Origin of the sequence: Micromonospora olivasterospora (assembly GCF_007830265.1) — a bacterium.
Classification (GTDB): domain Bacteria; phylum Actinomycetota; class Actinomycetes; order Mycobacteriales; family Micromonosporaceae; genus Micromonospora; species Micromonospora olivasterospora.
On sequence record NZ_VLKE01000001.1, the window covers coordinates 2,149,874 to 2,168,503 of the forward strand.

Here is an 18,630-nt window from a genome sequence, read left to right on the forward strand (position 1 = left end):
CGCTACCGCCCGGTGCCCGCGTAGACCACGGCCTCGGACTCGCCGCCCAGCTCGAAGGCGTCGTGGATGGCCCGGACCGCCTTGTCGAGGTCGGTGTCGCGGCACACCACGGAGACCCGGATCTCGGAGGTGGAGATCATCTCGATGTTGACCCCGGCGGCGCCGAGGGCGGCGAAGAAGCCGGCCGCCACGCCCGGGTGCGACCGCATCCCGGCGCCGATCAGGGACACCTTGCCGACGTGGTCGTCGTACAGCAGGCCCTTGAACTTGACCGACTCCTGGATCTTGCTCAGCGCCGCCATCGCGGTGGGACCGTCGGTCTTCGGCAGGGTGAACGAGATGTCGGTGCGGCCGGTGCCCTCGGTGGAGACGTTCTGCACGATCATGTCGATGTTGATCTCGGCACCGGCCACGGTGTCGAAGATCCGCGCGGCGGCACCCGGCTCGTCGGGCACCCCGACGATGGTGATCTTCGCCTCGCTGCGGTCGTGGGCGACCCCGGTGATCAGCGCCTGTTCCACGGAAAGGTCCTCCATCGATCCGGTGACCATCGTGCCGGTGTTGGTCGAGTATGACGAACGGACGTGGATCGGCAACCCCGCACGCCGGGCGTACTCCACGCTGCGCAGGTGCAGCACCTTTGCGCCGCAGGCCGCCAGTTCCAGCATCTCCTCGTACGTGATGTGCTTGATGTGCCGGGCGTTGGGCACGATCCGGGGGTCGGCGGTGAACACGCCGTCGACGTCGGTGTAGATCTCGCAGACGTCGGCGTCCAGCGCTGCGGCCAGCGCCACGGCCGTGGTGTCCGAGCCGCCCCGGCCCAGGGTGGTGACGTCCTTGGTGTCCTGCGAGACCCCCTGGAAGCCGGCCACGATGACCACCGCACCCTCGTCGAGCGCGCCCTTGAGCCGCCCCGGGGTCACGTCGATGATCCGCGCCTTGCCGTGCACCGAGGTGGTGATCACACCGGCCTGCGAGCCGGTGAACGACCGGGCCTCGTACCCGAGGTTGTGGATGGCCATGGCGAGCAGCGCCATGGAGATCCGCTCCCCGGCGGTGAGCAGCATGTCCAGCTCGCGGCCCGGCGGCAGCGGGCTGACCTGGTTCGCCAGGTCGAGCAGCTCGTCGGTGGTGTCGCCCATGGCCGACACGACCACCACCACGTCGTCGCCGGCCTTGCGGGCGGCGACGATCCGCTCGGCCACCCGCTTGATCCGCTCGGCGTTTGCGACGGAGGACCCGCCGTACTTCTGCACCACGAGTGCCACGACGGTGCACTCCCTCCCCAGCGTCCCTGAGCGTGCCGACGCCGCCGGGATCCGGCCCGGCGGCGCGTGTCAGACCACCTCAGGGTATCCGGCGGCCGGCGCGCCGGGGTCGGGTGATCCCACGATCCGGCCCCGGCGGACCGCGCCCGCCGCCGCCCCACCAGCCCTCCCGGGGTACGCGCGACGGCCCCGGCGGGTCCGCGGCCCGCCCCACGGAGCAATGCTCGGGCGCTGCGCGACCCGCCCCACGGAGCAATGCTCGGGCGCTGCGCGACCCGCCCCACGGAGCAACGCTCGGGCGCTGCGCGACCCGCCCCACGGAGCAACGCTCGGGCGCTGCGCGACCCGCCCCACGGAGCAACGCTCGGGCGCTGCGCGACCCGCCCCACGGAGCAACGCTCGGGCGCTGCGCGACCCGCCCCACGGAGCAACGCTCGGGCGCTGCGCGACCCGCCCCACGGAGCAACGCTCGGGCGCTGCGCGACCCGCCCCACGGAGCAACGCTCGGGAGCCACGCGACCCGCCCCACGGAGCCGTGCCCGGGTGCCACGCGACCCGCCGCGCGGAGCCGTTCCGACGGCCGCGCGACGCGCCGCAGCAGCCGGTGCCGACGGGTATGCAACACGCCGCACGGGCGGATCGTCGCGGGGCCCACCGGCGGTGCCGGCGCACCGCAGAATGACCCGGTGCATCCCCACCTCCGCGTGGCCCGGCGCCTGACCGGCGTCCTCGCGCTCACCCTTCCGGCCCTGCTCGCCGCCTGCGCCGACGGCCCACCGGCCGGGCCGGCCCCGACGCCTTCCGGCGACCCCACGCCCGCCGCCATTGACGCGGCGCGGAACGAGCTGGCCGCCCTGGCCGCGGCGGCCCGGGACCGGCACTTCACCGCCCGCTACGCCCTGTCCGGGGTCGACGGCCCCGACCGCTCGATCGTGGTGACCCGGGCCGACGACGGCACCTGGCGGGTCGACGTCCCGGGCGGGGCGCTCGGCGGTACCGCCGACATCGCGCTCGTCGCCACCGGCGACGGGCTCTTCCAGTGCGGCCTGCCGTCCGCCGGGCGGCCGGAGCCGGCGAGCTGCGTACGCCTGGGCGGCCGGACGGACGCCGTTCCGCGCCACCTGGACCCCTGGGTGCAGCACCCGTTCACGGACTGGCTGGAGGTGCTCACCGACCGGCGGGCCCCGCTCGCGGTCTCCCCGGCCAGGCCGCCCGCAGGGGCGACCGGCGCCTGCTACTCCGTCGACTCGACCTCGGCGTCGCTGACCGCTCCGCTGGGCGTCGGGATCTACTGCTACGCCCCGGACGGCACCCCGACCGCCGTGCGCACCGCCTCGGGGACCCTGACGCTGTCCGGGCCCGCCGGTCCCGCGCCGGCCTCCGTACGGCTGGCCGGGCCGGTCACCGACGCCGATCCGCTCGGCAGGGCCGCACCGAGTCCGGACGGCTCGACCCCCGCGGGCACGGGTACGGGGTGACCGTGGGCGCCCGCTCCGAGCCGTCCACCTCGGGAGATGCGATATCGGTCTCATATTCCGGACCCGCCTTCCCGCCCCTCACCTGATCACGTAGTGTCACCTTGTCATGTGGCGGGCGCACCTCCTCCTTGGTCGCCGCGACGGGGCCTGATCGGCCGGCACCCCGTCGCGGAGTCGAACCGCGCCGTCCAGCACATCCGAACTTTCGATCGGCACCGCCCGCCGCCTCGGCAGCGTCGCCGAAACCTTCCGATTGCTGACGCCACATGTTTCAGGGGGAACAGTCCGCCATGGCTCAACCAGCCACCGACGTCGAGACCGATCCGATCGCCCGGCAGCGCTCCAGCCGGATGCCGTACCGCCGCTACCAGCCGTACCAGCAGCAGTTCCGGATCGACCTGCCGGACCGCACCTGGCCGACCCGGCACGTCGAGGCCGCGCCGCGCTGGTGCGCGGTCGACCTGCGCGACGGCAACCAGGCGCTGATCGACCCGATGTCCCCGGAGCGCAAGCGCCGGATGTTCCAGCTGCTGGTGCAGATGGGCTACAAGGAGATCGAGGTCGGCTTCCCGTCGGCGAGCCAGACCGACTACGACTTCGTCCGGCAGTTGATCGAGCAGGACATGATCCCGGAGGACGTGACGATCCAGGTGCTCACCCAGTGCCGGGAGCACCTGATCGACCGGACCTTCGAGTCGCTGCGCGGCGCCCGACGGGCGATCGTGCACTTCTACAACTCGACCTCCACCCTCCAGCGGCGGGTGGTCTTCGGGCTGGACCGGGACGGCATCGCCGACATCGCCACCACCGGCGCCCGGCTCTGCCAGAAGTACGCGGAGATCCACACCCCGGACACGGACATCCACTACGAGTACTCCCCCGAGTCGTACACGGGCACGGAGCTGGAGTACGCGCTGGAGGTCTGCGCCAAGGTCATCGAGGTGGTCGACCCGACCCCGGCGCGGAAGCTGATCGTGAACCTGCCGGCGACCGTCGAGATGGCCACGCCGAACGTGTACGCCGACTCGATCGAGTGGATGCACCGGCACCTGCCCCGGCGGGACAGCCTGGTGCTCAGCCTGCACCCGCACAACGACCGGGGCACCGGGGTGGCCGCCGCCGAGCTGGGCCTGCTGGCCGGCGCCGACCGGATCGAGGGCTGCCTGTTCGGCAACGGCGAGCGCACCGGCAACGTCGACCTGGTGACGCTGGGGCTGAACCTCTTCTCCCAGGGCATCGACCCGATGATCGACTTCTCGAACATCGACGAGGTGAAGCGGGCGGTCGAATACTGCAACCAGCTCCCGGTGCACGAGCGGCACCCGTACGCGGGTGACCTGGTCTACACGGCGTTCTCCGGGTCGCACCAGGACGCGATCAAGAAGGGCTTCGACGCCCTGCACGCCGACGCCGCCGCGGCCGGCGTACCGGTCGACGAGTTCGCCTGGGCCGTGCCCTACCTGCCGATCGACCCGAAGGACCTGGGCCGCACCTACGAGGCGGTCATCCGGGTCAACTCGCAGTCCGGCAAGGGCGGCGTCGCGTACATCATGAAATCCGAGCACCAGCTCGACCTGCCGCGCCGGCTCCAGATCGAGTTCTCCGGTGTGGTCCAGCAGGTCACCGACCACGACGGCGGCGAGGTCGAGCCGGGCACCATGTGGGGCATCTTCGCCCGCAACTACCTCGTCGACCACCAGCCCGACCCGTTCGTCGCCCTGACCGGCTACGTGATCGGCACCGCCGACGGCAAGGTCGAGTTCGAGGCGCAGGTGGCCCTCGGCGGGGAGAGCCGGTCGCTGACCGCGGTCGGCAACGGCCCGATCGACGCGTACGTCAACGCGCTCCAGGCGGTCGGCGTGGCCGTACGGGTGCTCGACTACCACGAGCACGCGCTCTCCTCCGGCGGGGACGCACAGGCCGCCGCGTACGTCGAGTGCGAGGTGGACGGCCGTACGGTCTGGGGCGTCGGAACGGACGCGAACATCGTCACCGCCTCGATCAAGGCGGTCACCAGCGCCGTCAACCGCGCCCACGCCTGACGTCGCGCGCAGGGGCCCCGCGTTCGTGGGGCCCCTGCGGCTCATTCGTCCGGCGGGGTCGAGGCCGGCAGCGAGGGACAGGGCTGGGAGCCCGCCGCCCTGCGCGCCGGTCGGTGGATCAACAACCCCGCCAGCGCCGCCCCGACGAGCAGCAGGACCGCGCACCACAGCATCGCCCCGCGGAACGCCTCGCTCAGCGCCGCCTTCTGCTCGTACCCGGTGCCCCTGAGGCCAACGGCCAGCGGCAGCGCGGCCACCGCCAGCAGGCCGCCGGCCCGGGAGGCGGCGTTGTTGAAGCCGCTGGCCACCCCGGCGAACCGGTCCGCGACGGCGGCCAGGACCGAGGCGGTCAGCGGCGCCACGACCAGGGTCAGGCCGAGGCCGAACAGGGCCACCCCGGGCAGCACGTCCGTCCAGTACGACGCGCCCGGCCGGACCCGGCGCAGCAGCAGCAGGCCGACTGCGGCGACGACCGGGCCGACGGTCAGCGGCAGCCGGGGGCCGATCCGGGCGGACAGCGCCCCGGCGCGGGACGACCCGACGAGCAGCAGCAGCGTCATCGGCACGGTGGCCAGGCCGGTGAGCAGGGCCGACCAGCCCACCACGTTCTGCAGGTACACGGCGAGGAAGAAGGTGAAGCCGCCCAGCGCCGCGTACACCACCACGGTGAAGACGTTCAGCACCGAGAAGAGCCGGCTGTGGAACAGGCCCGTGGGGAGCATGGCGCTGTCCCCCCGGCGGCGCTCCACCAGCACGAAGGCGACGATCGCGAGCACGCCGACCAGCGCCGACACCAGCACCGCCGGCGAGCCGGGGCCGCGGGCGGGAGCGTCGATCAGGGCGTACGTCACGCCGCCCAGGCCCAGCGCGCCGAGCAGGGCGCCCAGCACGTCGAATCGCCGCCCGGCCCCCTTGCGGGAGACGTCCTCGTCCCGGCTCTCCGGCACCCAGCGCAGCGCGGCGAGCACCACCGGGACGGCCAGTGGCACGTTGAGGAAGAAGATCCACCGCCAGGAGAAAGTGTCGATCAGCCAGCCGCCGACGAACGGGCCGAGCGCGGTGGAGACCCCCGCGAGGCCCGACCAGGTGCCGATCGCCCGGCCCCGGTCGTCCGGGTGGAAGCTGGACTGGATCACCGACAGCGAGCCCGGCGTGAGCAACGCGCCCCCGGCCCCCTGCAGGACGCGGGCCGCGATCAGCCACGAGGTGCCCTGGGCCAGGCCGCAGAGCACCGACGCGGCGGTGAACCAGACGACCCCGAGCAGGAAGACCCGCCGCCGCCCGAACCGGTCGCCGAGCGCCCCGCCGAGCAGCACGAACGCCGCCAGCATGAGCAGGTAGCCATTGATCGTCCACTGGAGATCGGCCACGGTCGCCCCGAGGTCGGCGCCGAGCCGGGGCAGGGCGACGTTGACCACCGTGGTGTCCAGGAAGACCATGCCGGAGGCGAGGATCGCGGCGAGCAGCGTTCCCCGGCCGGCGGGGGTGCCCATCCGGAGCGCGGGCGCGGGTTCGGTCACGGGTATCCATCCTGCCCGGGTCGATTTGCCGGACGCCACGAATCACGGAAACGCCCTCGGGGTACTGTGCGCAATCGCCGGAAGCCCGCAAGCTGGAGGGGTGTCGTCTGTGCGTACCAGATCAGGACGTCGCGCGGCCGGGGCGGCCGTGCTCGCCGCGGCGCTCGCGGTCGTCGCGGCCGGTTGCGCGCCGGTCGAGGAGCCGGAGGCCCCGCCGGGCGGCGGCGGCAACGTCGGCGAGAAGCTCGACCAGCTGACGGTGGCGAGCGCCGGCTCGATGCGGGGCTACAGCCGGAACCGCTTCCCGCACTGGCGGGACACCGGCAAGAACTGCGACGTGCGGGACAGCGTGCTGAAGCGCGACGGCCGGGACATCCGGCTCTCCGGCTGCAACGTGGTCGCCGGGCGGTGGGAGAGCGTGTACGACGGCCGCGTCCTCACCGACCCCTCCGGCGTGGACATCGACCACACCGTCCCGCTGGCCAACGCGTGGCGCTCCGGCGCCGACGAGTGGGACGACCAGAAGCGGGGCGACTTCGCCAACGATCTCACGAGACCGCAGCTCATCGCGGTTTCCGCCTCCTCCAACCGGGCAAAGGGTGACCAGGACCCGTCCCAGTGGAAGCCGGCGAACCGGTCGTACTGGTGCCAGTACGCCGAGAACTGGGTGACGGTCAAGCACCACTGGCGGCTGACGGTGACCAGCGCCGAGAAGGCCGCCCTGACCGACATGCTGGAGGGCTGCACATGGGCGAGCAAGCCGTGACCGGGCGATCCGGGGGCACGACGGCCGGGATGGAGGCGGACGGGGCCCCGCGCGCTCCGGCCGACGTCCCTGGGGCGGGGATGTCCGCCGACGCGGGCCCGGTCAGCGCCACGGCGGCCCCGCCGGGAGCGGCGACCCCTCCAGGGGCGGCGGCCCCGTCGGGAGCGGCTGCGGCCCCTCCGGGAGCGGCGGCCCCTCCGGGGGCGGCGGCGCAGAGCCGCACCGCGGACATCGTGCCCGGCCCCGGCGGGGTGATGACCGACGAGGTCGGCGTGGTCACCGGCGAGCTGACCCTGCGCACGGAGTACGCCGACGGCCAGGTCATCCTGCGGGTGCAGTACCGGGAGGCCGACGAGTGGTACGCGGTCACCGGCGGGCGGGCCCCGCTGGCCGACCCGGCCGGGCTGGACGCGGTGCACACCATCGCGGTCGGCCTGCTCAACCGACCGGAGGGCTGACGCGCCCCAGGTGCCGAGAGGGCCCCTTGCCCGGCAAAGGGGCCCTCTCTCACACGTACGAGCCGGGCTCGTTGGGGGCGGAGACGACCGCCGGGGCCTCGCCCTCGTCCTCGGGCCGGACGAGCTGGGCGCTGACCTTGTGCGGGCGCAGGTCGCCGCTGGCGATCTGCTCGGCCCAGTGGCAGGCCACCCGGCTGCCGCCGATCTCCCGCAGCGCCGGCCGCTCGTCCGAGCAGCGCGTCGGCTGGGCCCACGGGCAGCGGGTGTGGAACCGGCAGCCCGCCGGCGGGTTGGCCGGCGAGGGCAGGTCACCGGCGAGCAGGATCCGCTCCCGCCGGTCCTCCACGTCCGGGTCCGGCACCGGCACCGCCGACATCAGCGCCCGCGTGTACGGGTGCAGCGGCTCCCGGTAGAGCCGGTCGCTCGGCGCCTCCTCGACCAGCGCCCCCAGGTACATCACCCCGACCACGTCGGAGATGTGCTTGACCACGGCGAGGTCGTGCGCGATCACCAGGTACGTCAGGCCGAGATTGTCCTGCAGCTCGTCGAGCAGGTTGACCACCTGCGCCTGGATCGAGACGTCCAGGGCGGAGACGGGCTCGTCGGCGACGATCAGCTCGGGGCCCAGCACCAGGGCGCGGGCGATGCCGATGCGCTGCCGCTGGCCGCCGGAGAACTCGTGCGGGTACCGGGACAGCGCCCACCGGGGCAGCCCGACCGCGTCCAGCGTCTCGCCGATGATCCGCCGGCGCTCGTTCCGGTCGGCCCCGATGCCGTGGGTCTGCAACCCCTCGGTCAGGATCGACTCGACGTTCTGCCGGGGGTCCAGGCTCGACATCGGGTCCTGGAAGATCATCTGCATCCGGCGACGCATGGTGCGCAGCTTTCCGGCCGGCAGCCTGGTCAGTTCGGCGCCGTCGAACCGGATCTCGCCGCCGGTGGGCGGGGTGAGTTGGAGCAGCGCCCGGCCGAGCGTGGACTTGCCGCAGCCGGACTCGCCGACCAGCCCGTACGTGCGCCCACGCGGGATGCTCAGGTCGACCCCGTCGACCGCCTTGACGTGCCCGACCACCCGGTCGAGGAACACCCCCCGCTTGATGGGGAAGTGCACCTTCAGGTCGCGGACCTCGACGAGGATGTCGCTCTCGGTCACGGCTTCTCCTCCTCGCGCGGGGCCGGCACCGGGCCCGCGGTCGCGTCGCCGGCGGCCGGTTCCGGCGCCCCGGCCGAGCCGGTGTCGACCCGGGCTGCGCTGCGGGCCGCCGCCGCGGCCTGCGGAGGCACGGTGCCGGGGATCGGGGCCGGGTTCACGCACCGGTAGCTGCGGCCGTCGTGGGTGAGCACCAGCTCGGGCGGCTCCCCCACGCACTCGTCGAGGCGACGGGCACAGCGCGGGGCGAACGCGCAGCCGTCCGGCCACGCCAGCAGGTCGCGGACCGAGCCGGGAATGGGGTTGAGGCGCTCGCCGCGCCCCGCGTCCAGGCGCGGCACCGAGCCGAGCAGGCCCACGGTGTACGGATGGCGCGGCTCGCGGAACAGCGGGCGGCGGCGGGCCGTCTCGACCACCCGGCCGGCGTACAGCACGTTGATCGTGTCGCACATGCCGGCGACCACGCCCAGGTCGTGGGTAATCATCACGAGCGCGGTGCCGGAGTCCCGGACCAGCTCCTTGAGCAGCTCCAGGATTTGCGCCTGGATGGTGACGTCCAGCGCGGTGGTCGGCTCGTCGGCGATCAGCAGCCGGGGCCGGCAGGCCACCGCCATGGCGATCAGGGCGCGCTGGCGCATCCCACCGGAGAGCTGGTGCGGGTACTCCTTGAGCCGGCGGGTCGGGTCGGGGATGCCGACCCGGTCGAGTAGCTGGGCGGCCTCCTTGCGGGCCGCCTCGCCTTTCAGCCCCCGGTGCCGGGTCAGCACCTCGGTGACCTGCAACCCGATCGGGATCACGGGGTTCAGCGAGGACAGCGGGTCCTGGAAGATCATCGCGACGTCCCGGCCGCGGATGTCCCGGCGGGACCGGTCGTCGAGCTGAAGCAGGTCGGTGCCGTCGAAGACGGCCTTGCCGCCGACGCGGGTGCCGGGCTGCTTCGGCAGCAGGCCCATGATCGCCAGCGAGGTGACGCTCTTGCCGCAGCCGGACTCGCCGACCAGCCCGACGACCTCACCCGAGTCGACGGAGAAGGAGACGCCGTCCACGGCGTGCACGGTGCGCTGGCCGCGCCGGGCGAACGTGACGGAGAGGTCGTCCACTTCGAGCAGCGCCATTACCGGCCTTCCGTTCGCGACTGCGGGGCTCGCAGGCTCGCTCCTCGCGCTTCACAGCGGCCCTCCGTTCGCGACTGCGGGGCTCGCAAGCTCGCTCCTCGCGCTTCACACATGCCTGACCTACTTCCGCAGCTTCGGGTCGAGGGCCTCGCGCATCGCCTCGCCGAGCAGGGTGAAGCCGAGCGCGGTGACGATGATGGCGAGGGCGGGCAGGATGGCCAGCCGGGGCGCGGCGTCGAGGTAGCGCTGCGCGTCGGCGAGCATGACCCCCCACTCGGGGATGGACGCGTCGTTGTTGCCGAGGCCGAGGAAGGACAGCGCCGCCGCCTCGATGATCGCGGTGGCCAGGGTCAGCGTGGCCTGGACGATCACCGGGGCGAGCGAGTTCGGCACCACGTGGGTCAGCGCGATCTTCGGCTTCTTCACGCCGAGCGACGTCGCGGCGAGCACGTAGTCGCTGTTGGCCTGGGAGATCATCGAGCCGCGCAGCAGCCGGGCGAAGACCGGCACGGAGACCACACCGACCGCGATCATCACGGTGGTCAGGCCGGCACCGAGCAGCGCGGCGACGCTGATCGCCAGCAGCAGGCTCGGCATGGCCAGCAGCATGTCGACGAAGCGCATCAGGGCGTTGTCGACCGCCCGGCCCCACTTGCCGCCGAGGCCGGCGGCGGCGCCGGCGACCCCGCCGATCACCGAGCCGACGGCCAGACCGATCAGGGTGGAGACCACGCCGACCAGCAGGGTCTGCCGGGCGCCGACGATCATCCGGCTGAACTCGTCGCGTCCGATGTGGTCGACGCCGAACCAGTTCTCCGCCCGGGGGCCGGGGAAGTAGCCGATGTTGTCCCGGATCTCGCCCTTCCAGAGCTGGGCGTCCGCCGGGTGCGGGACGAGGAACGGGCCGACGATCGCAACGAGCAGGAACAGGCCCAGGATGACCGCGCCGACGATGGCGGCGGGGTTGCGCCGCAGCCGGCGGAACGCCTCCTGCCAGAGGCTCACGCCGCGTTCGTCGTCACGGGCGGCCAGCTCGGCGAGCCGGTCGATCTTCTCGCGCTTCTTGCCGGTGACGGCCGTCATCGCACCCTCACCCTCGGGTCGATCACGCTGTAGGAGAGGTCCACCAGGAGGTTCACCAGCACGTACACCACCGCGATGATCAGGATGAAGCCCATCAGCACGGGGTAGTCGCGCTGGCTGATCGCGTCCGCGACGAACGCCCCGATGCCGCTGAAGGCGAAGACGGTCTCGGTCAGCACCGCGCCGGAGAGCAGCAGGCCGGTCTGCAGACCGATGGAGGTGACCACGGGCAGCATGGCGTTGCGCAGCACGTGCCGGCGGCGGACGGTCCGCTCGGTGAGGCCCTTGGCCTCGGCGGTGCGGACGAAGTCCTCGTTGAGGACCTCCAGCACGCTGGCTCGGGTGATCCGGACGATGATCGCCAGGGGGATGCTGGCCAGCGCGATACCAGGGAGTATCAGGTGCCACAGCGCGTCGGCGGCGGCGTCCCACTCCCGGGTCATCAGCCCGTCGAGGACGAAGAAGTTCGTGATGCGGGTCGCGCCGATGGTCGGGTCCTGCCGGCCGCTGGACGGGAACCAGCCCAGGTTCTCCGAGAAGATCGCCTTGAGCACGTACGCCAGGAAAAAGACCGGGATGCAGACCCCGAGGAGCGAGCCGCCGACGGAGAGGTGGTCCAGCAGCCGGCCCCGGCGGCGGGCGGCCAGGTAGCCCAGCGGGATGCCGATCCCGATCGCGATCAGCATGGCCATGACGGTCAGCTCGACCGTGCCGGGGAAGCGCTCGAAGAACTCGGTGACGACCGGGCGCTTGGTCGAGGTCGAGGTGCCCAGGTCCAGCTGGACCAGCCGCCGGACGAAGCGGCCGTACTGAATCAGGATCGGCTCGTCGAGGCCGAGGTTGCGCCGGATCGCGGCGCGCATCTCCGGAGTGCCGCGCTCACCGAGGATGGCGGTCTCGGGGCCGCCCGGCAGCCTGCGCAGCCAGATGAACAGCAGGAGGGAGAGCCCGATCAGCGTCGGTATCAGCTGGAGCAGGCGTCTGACGATGAACCGGAACACGGTGGCCTCGAAGGGGGTGCGGAGGGGTGCGGGCGGGCGCCGTGGTCACGGCACCCGCCCGCTTGCCCTTGCCGTCAGGTCAGGACTTGAACTCTGCGGTGGCGTACCGCTCGTCGGTGAGCGGGCTCGCCTTGATCCCGGTCACGTCCTTGGCGAACACGATCGCCGGCGGCGAGTGCGAGACCGGCACACCCGGCAGGAAGTCCATGATGGCCTTGTTCAGGGCCTTGTACTTCTCCACCCGGGCCGCCGGGTCGGCGGTGGTGTCGGCGTCCTTGAACTGCGCGAAGAGCTCGGGGTTGTTGAAGCCCCACTCGTCCTTCTGCCGGTCGAAGAAGGTGCCGATGAAGTTGTAGGCGTCGCCGTAGTCACCGGTCCAGCCGAGGAAGTGGATGTCGTGCTTGTTGCCGGAGGTGGTGGCGTTCAGGTAGTCCGGGCTCCACTTCAGCGGGATGGCCTGGACGTTGATGCCCACGGCCTTCAGGTCCGCCGACAGCAGCTCGAAGATGTCCTTCGGGTTCGGCATGTACGGCCGGGTGACCTCGGTCGGGTAGTGGAACCGCAGGGTCAGGTTCGACGCACCGGCCTCGGCCAGCAGCTGCTTGGCCTTCTCCGGGTTGTAGTCGTACTTGGTGACGTCCGGGTTGAAGCCCTCGACGGTGTCCGGCAGGAAGTTCAGCGCGACCTTGGCGCCCGGGGGCAGCTTCGAGTCGACCAGCGCCTGGCGGTTCAACGCGTACGCGATCGCCTGGCGGACCTTGATGTCGGCGAGCTTCGGGTTCCCCTTCTGGTTGATCGCCAGGTAGAGGATGTTGAAGGCCGGGCGGGTGAGGACGTTGAAGCCCTCCTTCTTCAGCGGGTCGACGTCGGCCGGGCCGACCAGGTCGTACCCCTGGATGTCGCCGGAGCGCAGCGCCTGCTTGCGGGCGTTCTCGTCCGAGATGGTCTTGTAGATGATGGTCTTCAGCTTGGCCTTGTTGCCGTAGTAGTCGTCGTTGCGCTCGATGGTGAGCGTCTTGTTGGCGACGTCCCAGGACTTGAACTTGAACGGGCCGGTGCCGGTCGGGTGCTCCATCGCGTACGACGGGTACTTGATGTCCTCGGCGGTGCCGCCGACGTTGCTGGCGTCGTACTGCTGCAGCGCCTTCGGGCTGTGGATGGAGAACGACGGCAGCATCAGCGCGGCCGGGATCTTGCTGGAGACCCGGGTGAACGCCAGATCCACAGTGGTGGCGTCCTTGGCCGTGCAGGACTTGAAGAGGCTTGGCGGCAGCGCCTCGTCCTCGTTCTTGGCGAAGCCACCCATGACGTCCTGCCAGTACGGGGTCACGTCCGGGCTCTGCATGAGACCCTTGGCGTTGTACCACCGGTCGAAGTTGGCGCAGACGGCCTCGGCGTTGAAGTCCGCGCCGTCGTGGAACTTCACTCCGGAGCGGAGCTTGAAGGTCCAGGTGGTGCCGGCGGCGTCCGGGGTCCAGGACTCGGCCAGGCCCGGGGTGACCTTGGTGCCACCCTCTTCGGGCCGGACCAGGGTCTCGAAGACCTGACGCGCGAAGCGCAGCGACTCGCCGTCGCTGGCGAGGCTGGGGTCGAGGACCTTCGGGTCGCCGGCGACGCCGAAGACCAGGGTGTCCTTCTTGCTACCGCTGGAACCTTCTTCGCGGTTGCTCTCGGCGCAGCCTGCTACCGCGAGGGCCGCGACCGCGACGGCCGCTACAGCGACCTTCGGCCTGGGTGCACGCATGGGTGCTTCACCTCGTCCTTGGGGGTACGGACAACGTGGTGACAGGGTCACCGATGGCGGTGACCTTAGCCCCCGTTCGGACCGTCCGGGAACCATCGATGAACGGGTTGGTATCGGATCGTGTCCCAGCGGCAACACCACCGACGATTCGAAGGTCGGTGACCTGCGTAGTGGAAGATCCGAAAGCGCGATGCCAAACTGTTACATCGCCTCGTTCGTTGCCACCACCAGGTGTCAGATCACCGACCGGACGCGGCCGGGGCCGGGGCGGCGGTGACGGCCGGCGCCGGGCGGCCGGCCCGTCCGGCCCTCGTCGCATGCCTCCCCGAGGGGTCAGACCGCCCGGCGTCCCTCGAACGCGCGGCCGAGGGTGATCTCGTCGGCGTACTCCAGGTCGCCGCCGACCGGCAGGCCGCTGGCCAGCCGGGTCACCGCGATCCCCATCGGCTTGACCATCAGGGCCAGGTACGTCGCGGTCGCCTCGCCCTCGGTGTTCGGGTCGGTGGCGAGGATCAACTCGCGGACCGTCCCGCCGCCGAGCCGGGCCATCAGCTCCCGGATGCGCAGATTGTCCGGCCCGATCCCCTCCAGCGGGTTGATCGCGCCGCCGAGCACGTGGTAGCGGCCCCGGAACTCGCCGGTCCGCTCGATCGCCACCACGTCCTTCGGCTCCTCGACCACGCAGAGCACCTCGTCGGTGCGGCGCGGGTCGCGGCAGATCCGGCACTGCTCGGACTCGGCGACGTTGTAGCAGCTGGTGCAGAAGCGCACCAGATCCTTGACCTTGCGCAGCGCGCCGGCCAGCCGGTTGACGTCGGCCGGATCCGCGGACAGGACGTGGAAGGCGATCCGCTGGGCGCTCTTCGGGCCGACGCCCGGCAGCCGCCCCAGCTCGTCGATCAGGTCCTGGATGGCACCCTCGTACATCTGTCGGCCGGCTCAGAAACCGGGCAGGCCGAGGCCGCCCATGCCGCCCGCGACCGGGCCCATCTTCTTCTCGGTCAGTTCCCGCGCCGCCTCGGCGGCGTTGTGCACGGCCGCGACGACCAGGTCCTCCAGGGTCTCCACGTCCTCCGGGTCGACCGCCTTCGGGTCGATCCGGATCGCCTTGAGCTCGCCCGTGCCGGCGACGGTCGCGGTGACGAGGCCCCCGCCCGCCGTGCCGGTCAGCTCCGCCTCGGCCAGCTCGGCCTGCGCCTTGGCGATCTGCTGCTGCATCTTCTGCGCCTGCTTCAGCATCTGCTGCATGTTCGGCTGTCCACCTGGGCGCACGGATGGCTCCTTCTCGCACTCGTCTGCTCGGCCGCGCCCAGCCTAGTCGGCACACGACCCGTTCCGCGGCACGGGCGACGCCCCGATGTCGGCGGCATGGGGCCATCCGCGGTTCCCGGGTGCGCCGTGATCGACTCCATGTCGGCGACGTGGGGTGTCCGAGCCACGCGGATGCCGCCATGTCGCCGACACCGAGTGGATCAATCCGCCCGACCGCGCCCATTCGCGTCGGATGTCCGTCCTCGGGGGCGCGGCCGGGTTGTCAGCGGGCGTCCACCTCGTCGATCTTCTCGGCCCCGAAGACCTCCCGGAGCAGCCGCACCGCCTGCTCCTCACTCGACTGCCGGGCGGTCCGCTCGTCGATCACCTCGTCCAGCGGCTCGTCGCCCGGGTCGAAGCCCTCGTAGGTCGGCGTCGTCGGGGTCGCCGGCGCCGTCGGCCCCGGACGTCCCGCGCCGGGCAGCGGCCCGTCGTAGTCCGGGTCGTACGGCGGCTCGCCGGCCCAGTCGGCCTCCGCGGTCCTGCGCGCCGCGTCCGCGTTCCTCCGGGCCCCGTTCTCGGTACGCGGGCCGCGGCCGGCCGCGGCGGCCCGCGCGGCGGCGAGGCCGCTGCTGACCGGTCTCCCTCCGACACCGCCGCCGCTGCCGCCGGCGCCGCCAGCCGGACTGGCGGCCGGTGCCGGGCCCGCCGTCGCGGCGGAGCCGGCCGGGGCGGTGACCGGAGCCGCCGCGGCGGCCGGCCCGGCCGCCCTCGGGGGCCCGACCGACGCCGGGGGCACGACCGACGCCGGGGCGGCGGAGCCCGGGCGGGCCGGCTCCGGCCATTCCTCGTCCTGGGCAGTGCTCGCGGTGGGAGCCGCCCCGCCGGGGCGGGCCGGCTCGGGCCAGTCGTCGTCCGCGTCGCCCGAACCGCCCGGCGTGCCACCCGACCGGGCCGCCCCGGTGCCGCCACGGCCCGCCGGGCCGGCAGAGGGGCGGGCGGGCGCGGAGGCTCCCTGGGCGGAGGCACCCGGAGCCGCGGTGGCCGGGGGCGTGGCGGCCGGAGCCGCGGTGGCCGGGGGCGTGACGGCCGGGGGCGTGGCGGCCGGGGGCGTGGCGGCCGGGGGCGTGGCGGCCGGGGCGTGGCGGCCGGGGCGTGGCGGCCGGGGCGTGGCGGCCGGGGCGTGGCGGCCGGGGCGCCTGGCGAGCCGGCGCGGGGGCCGCCGGCCGGGGACCGCCGCCCAGCGCGACGCCGCCCCGCTCGCCGGAGACCTCGCAGCGGATCTGCCAGCGCCCGCCCAACTCCTCGTAGAGCGCGTCGGTGAGCACCGCGGCGTGGTCGGACATCATCTTGGCCAGCACCGTCGACTTGACCGTCAGCACCAGCGTGTCGCCGTCCAACTCCCGGACGACCGCGTCGCGCATCAGCGCCGCGATCCGCTTGTTGGTCCGGTTGACCTTGCCGACCACCTCCGGCCAGGCCCGGCGCACCGCGACCGCGTCCAGCGCGCCCGGCGTCTCGCTGCCGGGGCGGGGCGGCTCGGGGGTGACCGGGTCGGGCATGACCGCCTCCGGCGGGACCTCCCGCCGGGGCGCGACCGGGGCCGCCTGGGCCGGAGCACTGGACGGCGGCGGGTCACCCGCCGGGGCGGCGGACGCCGCCGCCGGCGCGACAGGCGCGGCAGCCGCCGCAGGCGGGGTGGCGGGCTCCGGGCGTACCGGGACCGGCGGGGCGACCGGCGCGGAGCCGGCGGAGGGCGGGGCGACCGGCGCGGAGCCGGCGGAGGGCGGAGCGACCGGCGCGGGGTCGACGGCGGCCGGCGGCGGCTCGGCGCCACCCAGCGTGAGCCGGCGCTCCATCCGCTCCAGGCGCTGGAGCAGGCCGCCGGTCGAGTCGTCCGCGCCGGGCAGCAGCATCCGGGCGCAGATCAGCTCCAGCAGCAGCCTCGGCGCGGTGGTGCCGCGCATCTCGACCAGGCCGTTGTGCACGATGTCGGCGCACCGGGACAGGGTGCCCGGCCCCAGCCGCGCCGCCTGGGCGGTCATCCGCTCGATCTGGTCGGCCGGGCCGTCGATCAGGCCCTTCTCGGCGGCGTCCGGCACCTGCTGGAGGACGATCAGGTCGCGCAGCCGCTCCAGCAGGTCGGAGGCGAACCGGCGCGGGTCGTGCCCGGCCTCGGCGACCCGGTCGACGGTGGCGTACGCGGCGGCCCCGTCCCCGGCGGCCAGCGCGTCGCACATCTCGTCGATCAGCGCGGAGTCGGTGACGCCGAGCAGCGCGGCGGCCCGGGCGTAGCTGACCCCCTCGGGCCCGGCGCCGGCGATGAGCTGGTCGAGCACGGAGAGGCTGTCCCGGGCGCTGCCGCCACCGGCGCGCACCACGAGGGGGAAGACCGCCGGCTCGACCGTGACCCCCTCGGCCTCGCAGAGCTGCTCCAGGTACGGCCGGAGCACCTTCGGCGGCATCAGCCGGAACGGGTAGTGGTGGGTCCGCGACTTGATCGTGCCGAGGACCTTCTCCGGCTCGGTCGTCGCGAAGATGAACTTGACGTACTCCGGCGGCTCCTCGACCAGCTTCAGCAGGGCGTTGAAGCCGGCCGACGAGACCATGTGCGCCTCGTCGATGACGTAGATCTTGAACCGACTGCGGGCCGGCGCGAAGAACGCCTTCTCGCGCAACTCCCGGGCGTCGTCGACGCCGCCGTGGCTGGCCGCGTCGATCTCGATGACGTCGATCGAGCCGGCCCCGTCGGTGGCCAGCGAGCGGCAGGACTCGCACTGGCCGCACGGCTCGGGGGTGGGGCCCTGCTCGCAGTTCAGCGAGCGGGCGAGAATGCGGGCGCTGGAGGTCTTGCCGCAGCCGCGCGGGCCGGAGAAGAGGTACGCGTGGTTGAGCCGCCCGCTGCGCAGCGCCTGCGACAGCGGCTCGGTGACGTGCTCCTGCCCGATGACCTCGGCGAACGTACGCGGCCGGTACTTGCGGTAGAGGGCCAGTGTCACCCGTCCCGCCTCCTCTCGACCGAGCCATTCTGCGCCGGTCAGGCGCGGGTGACCACCCACCACCCCGTGACCGGACAGGCAGGGAGACTACCGGGCACCAGAGACAAAAAGGCCTCCCGTGCACCCGGCAGAGCTCGCTTATCCTTGCTGCCTTCCGGCCCTGGGGAGGTTCACGAGGTACCGCCGCACGGGAGGTGCCACCCAGCCTACCCGACGTTCCGTGGATCTTCAGGGGGTGGTGGGGTAACCGCCGCGCCGGGTACCTGTATCCTGGCTCGCGGAGGATTCGCCTAGAGGCCTAGGGCGCACGCTTGGAAAGCGTGTTGGGTTCACACCCTCACGAGTTCGAATCTCGTATCCTCCGCTCTGAGCAGCACAGGCGATAAGGCCGGCCCGCGGGGACCGGCCCTCTGTCGTCTCCGGGGTTACTCCCGTCCTCATCAGTTGTTGATTCACGCCCCCGCCGATCTTGGATCGGCTCCCACCACCAGCCAACCGCGCACCGGCATAAGCAATTGTCGATGCCTGCGTGCGCGCCCGCTCACTCACTCTCCGGAGATGCGCATGCGGGGCGTACGGCTGCCAGTCTCGCGCGCGTGCAGTCGCCGCGGCGCTGATCGCATCGGTCGCGTCTCTCGCGCGACTCCATCGACCCTGACACCCGGCAGGCCGTGAGCTGGTGTGAGCCCCAGCCACGACGCCAACGACGAGGGCTCCGGAACCATGCGGGGACTCGCAACTTCAGGAAAGTTGTG

General features: G+C 72.8%; 14 protein-coding genes, 1 tRNA gene and 1 other RNA gene. 5 read left to right on the plus strand and 11 right to left on the minus strand.

Annotated features, from left to right (window positions below):
* Window positions 1-2: 2 nt before the first annotated feature.
* Complete coding sequence (locus tag JD77_RS09845; RefSeq protein ID WP_145773996.1) at window positions 3-1,268, minus strand: aspartate kinase; 1,266 nt, start codon at window positions 1,266-1,268, stop codon at window positions 3-5.
* Window positions 1,269-1,954: 686 nt separating this feature from the next.
* Between JD77_RS09845 and JD77_RS09850 the strand changes: the two genes are divergently transcribed.
* Window positions 1,955-2,746, plus strand: a complete 792-nt coding sequence (locus JD77_RS09850) for a hypothetical protein (RefSeq protein ID WP_246140593.1) — start codon at window positions 1,955-1,957, stop codon at window positions 2,744-2,746.
* A gap of 290 nt (window positions 2,747-3,036) precedes the next feature.
* On the plus strand, window positions 3,037-4,788 hold the full coding sequence (gene leuA / locus JD77_RS09855) for a 2-isopropylmalate synthase (RefSeq protein WP_145773997.1): 1,752 nt from the start codon (window positions 3,037-3,039) through the stop codon (window positions 4,786-4,788).
* Window positions 4,789-4,829: 41 nt separating this feature from the next.
* On the opposite strand, the gene JD77_RS09860 is transcribed toward leuA, so the two are convergent.
* Window positions 4,830-6,281, minus strand: coding sequence for an MFS transporter (locus JD77_RS09860; protein ID WP_145777507.1), 1,452 nt, complete (start codon window positions 6,279-6,281; stop codon window positions 4,830-4,832).
* Between the two features lie 136 nt (window positions 6,282-6,417).
* Here JD77_RS09860 and JD77_RS09865 point away from each other — a divergent pair, with 136 nt between their 5' ends.
* Together JD77_RS09865 and JD77_RS09870 are read left to right on the plus strand one after the other, a co-directional pair.
* Window positions 6,418-7,074, plus strand: a complete 657-nt coding sequence (locus JD77_RS09865) for an HNH endonuclease family protein (protein ID WP_145773998.1) — start codon at window positions 6,418-6,420, stop codon at window positions 7,072-7,074.
* Complete coding sequence (locus JD77_RS09870; protein ID WP_145773999.1) at window positions 7,056-7,532, plus strand: hypothetical protein; 477 nt, start codon at window positions 7,056-7,058, stop codon at window positions 7,530-7,532. The genes JD77_RS09865 and JD77_RS09870 overlap by 19 nt, the downstream gene beginning before the upstream one ends.
* A 49-nt stretch (window positions 7,533-7,581) precedes the next feature.
* Here JD77_RS09870 and JD77_RS09875 read toward each other — a convergent pair whose 3' ends face one another.
* The 9 genes from JD77_RS09875 to ffs all read right to left on the minus strand — a co-directional run bounded on the left by JD77_RS09875 (window position 7,582) and on the right by ffs (window position 18,072).
* Window positions 7,582-8,685 carry an ABC transporter ATP-binding protein gene (locus JD77_RS09875; RefSeq protein WP_145774000.1) on the minus strand — a complete coding sequence of 368 codons (1,104 nt, stop codon included), beginning with the start codon at window positions 8,683-8,685 and terminating at the stop codon, window positions 7,582-7,584.
* Window positions 8,682-9,797 carry an ABC transporter ATP-binding protein gene (locus JD77_RS09880; protein WP_145774001.1) on the minus strand — a complete coding sequence of 372 codons (1,116 nt, stop codon included), beginning with the start codon at window positions 9,795-9,797 and terminating at the stop codon, window positions 8,682-8,684. Before JD77_RS09880 ends, JD77_RS09875 begins: the two co-directional genes overlap by 4 nt.
* Window positions 9,798-9,917: 120 nt before the next feature.
* Window positions 9,918-10,880, minus strand: coding sequence for an ABC transporter permease (locus JD77_RS09885; RefSeq protein ID WP_145774002.1), 963 nt, complete (start codon window positions 10,878-10,880; stop codon window positions 9,918-9,920).
* Window positions 10,877-11,881 carry an ABC transporter permease gene (locus JD77_RS09890; RefSeq protein WP_145774003.1) on the minus strand — a complete coding sequence of 335 codons (1,005 nt, stop codon included), beginning with the start codon at window positions 11,879-11,881 and terminating at the stop codon, window positions 10,877-10,879. The genes JD77_RS09885 and JD77_RS09890 overlap by 4 nt, the downstream gene beginning before the upstream one ends.
* 79 nt (window positions 11,882-11,960) lie before the next feature.
* Entirely contained in the window at window positions 11,961-13,625 is a 1,665-nt protein-coding gene (locus JD77_RS09895) for an ABC transporter substrate-binding protein (RefSeq protein ID WP_145774004.1), read from the minus strand.
* A 333-nt stretch (window positions 13,626-13,958) separates the two neighbouring features.
* Window positions 13,959-14,552, minus strand: a complete 594-nt coding sequence (gene recR / locus JD77_RS09900; protein ID WP_145774005.1) for a recombination mediator RecR — start codon at window positions 14,550-14,552, stop codon at window positions 13,959-13,961.
* A 12-nt stretch (window positions 14,553-14,564) separates the two neighbouring features.
* Complete coding sequence (locus JD77_RS09905) at window positions 14,565-14,873, minus strand: YbaB/EbfC family nucleoid-associated protein (protein ID WP_246140594.1); 309 nt, start codon at window positions 14,871-14,873, stop codon at window positions 14,565-14,567.
* A gap of 356 nt (window positions 14,874-15,229) precedes the next feature.
* On the minus strand, window positions 15,230-17,875 hold the full coding sequence (locus JD77_RS09910) for a DNA polymerase III subunit gamma and tau (RefSeq protein WP_246140595.1): 2,646 nt from the start codon (window positions 17,873-17,875) through the stop codon (window positions 15,230-15,232).
* A gap of 107 nt (window positions 17,876-17,982) precedes the next feature.
* An RNA gene (ffs, locus tag JD77_RS09915) (signal recognition particle sRNA small type) lies at window positions 17,983-18,072 on the minus strand.
* Between the two features lie 82 nt (window positions 18,073-18,154).
* On the opposite strand from ffs, the gene JD77_RS09920 reads away from it, so the two are divergent.
* Window positions 18,155-18,239, plus strand: a tRNA-Ser gene (locus JD77_RS09920).
* Window positions 18,240-18,630 lie beyond the last annotated feature (391 nt).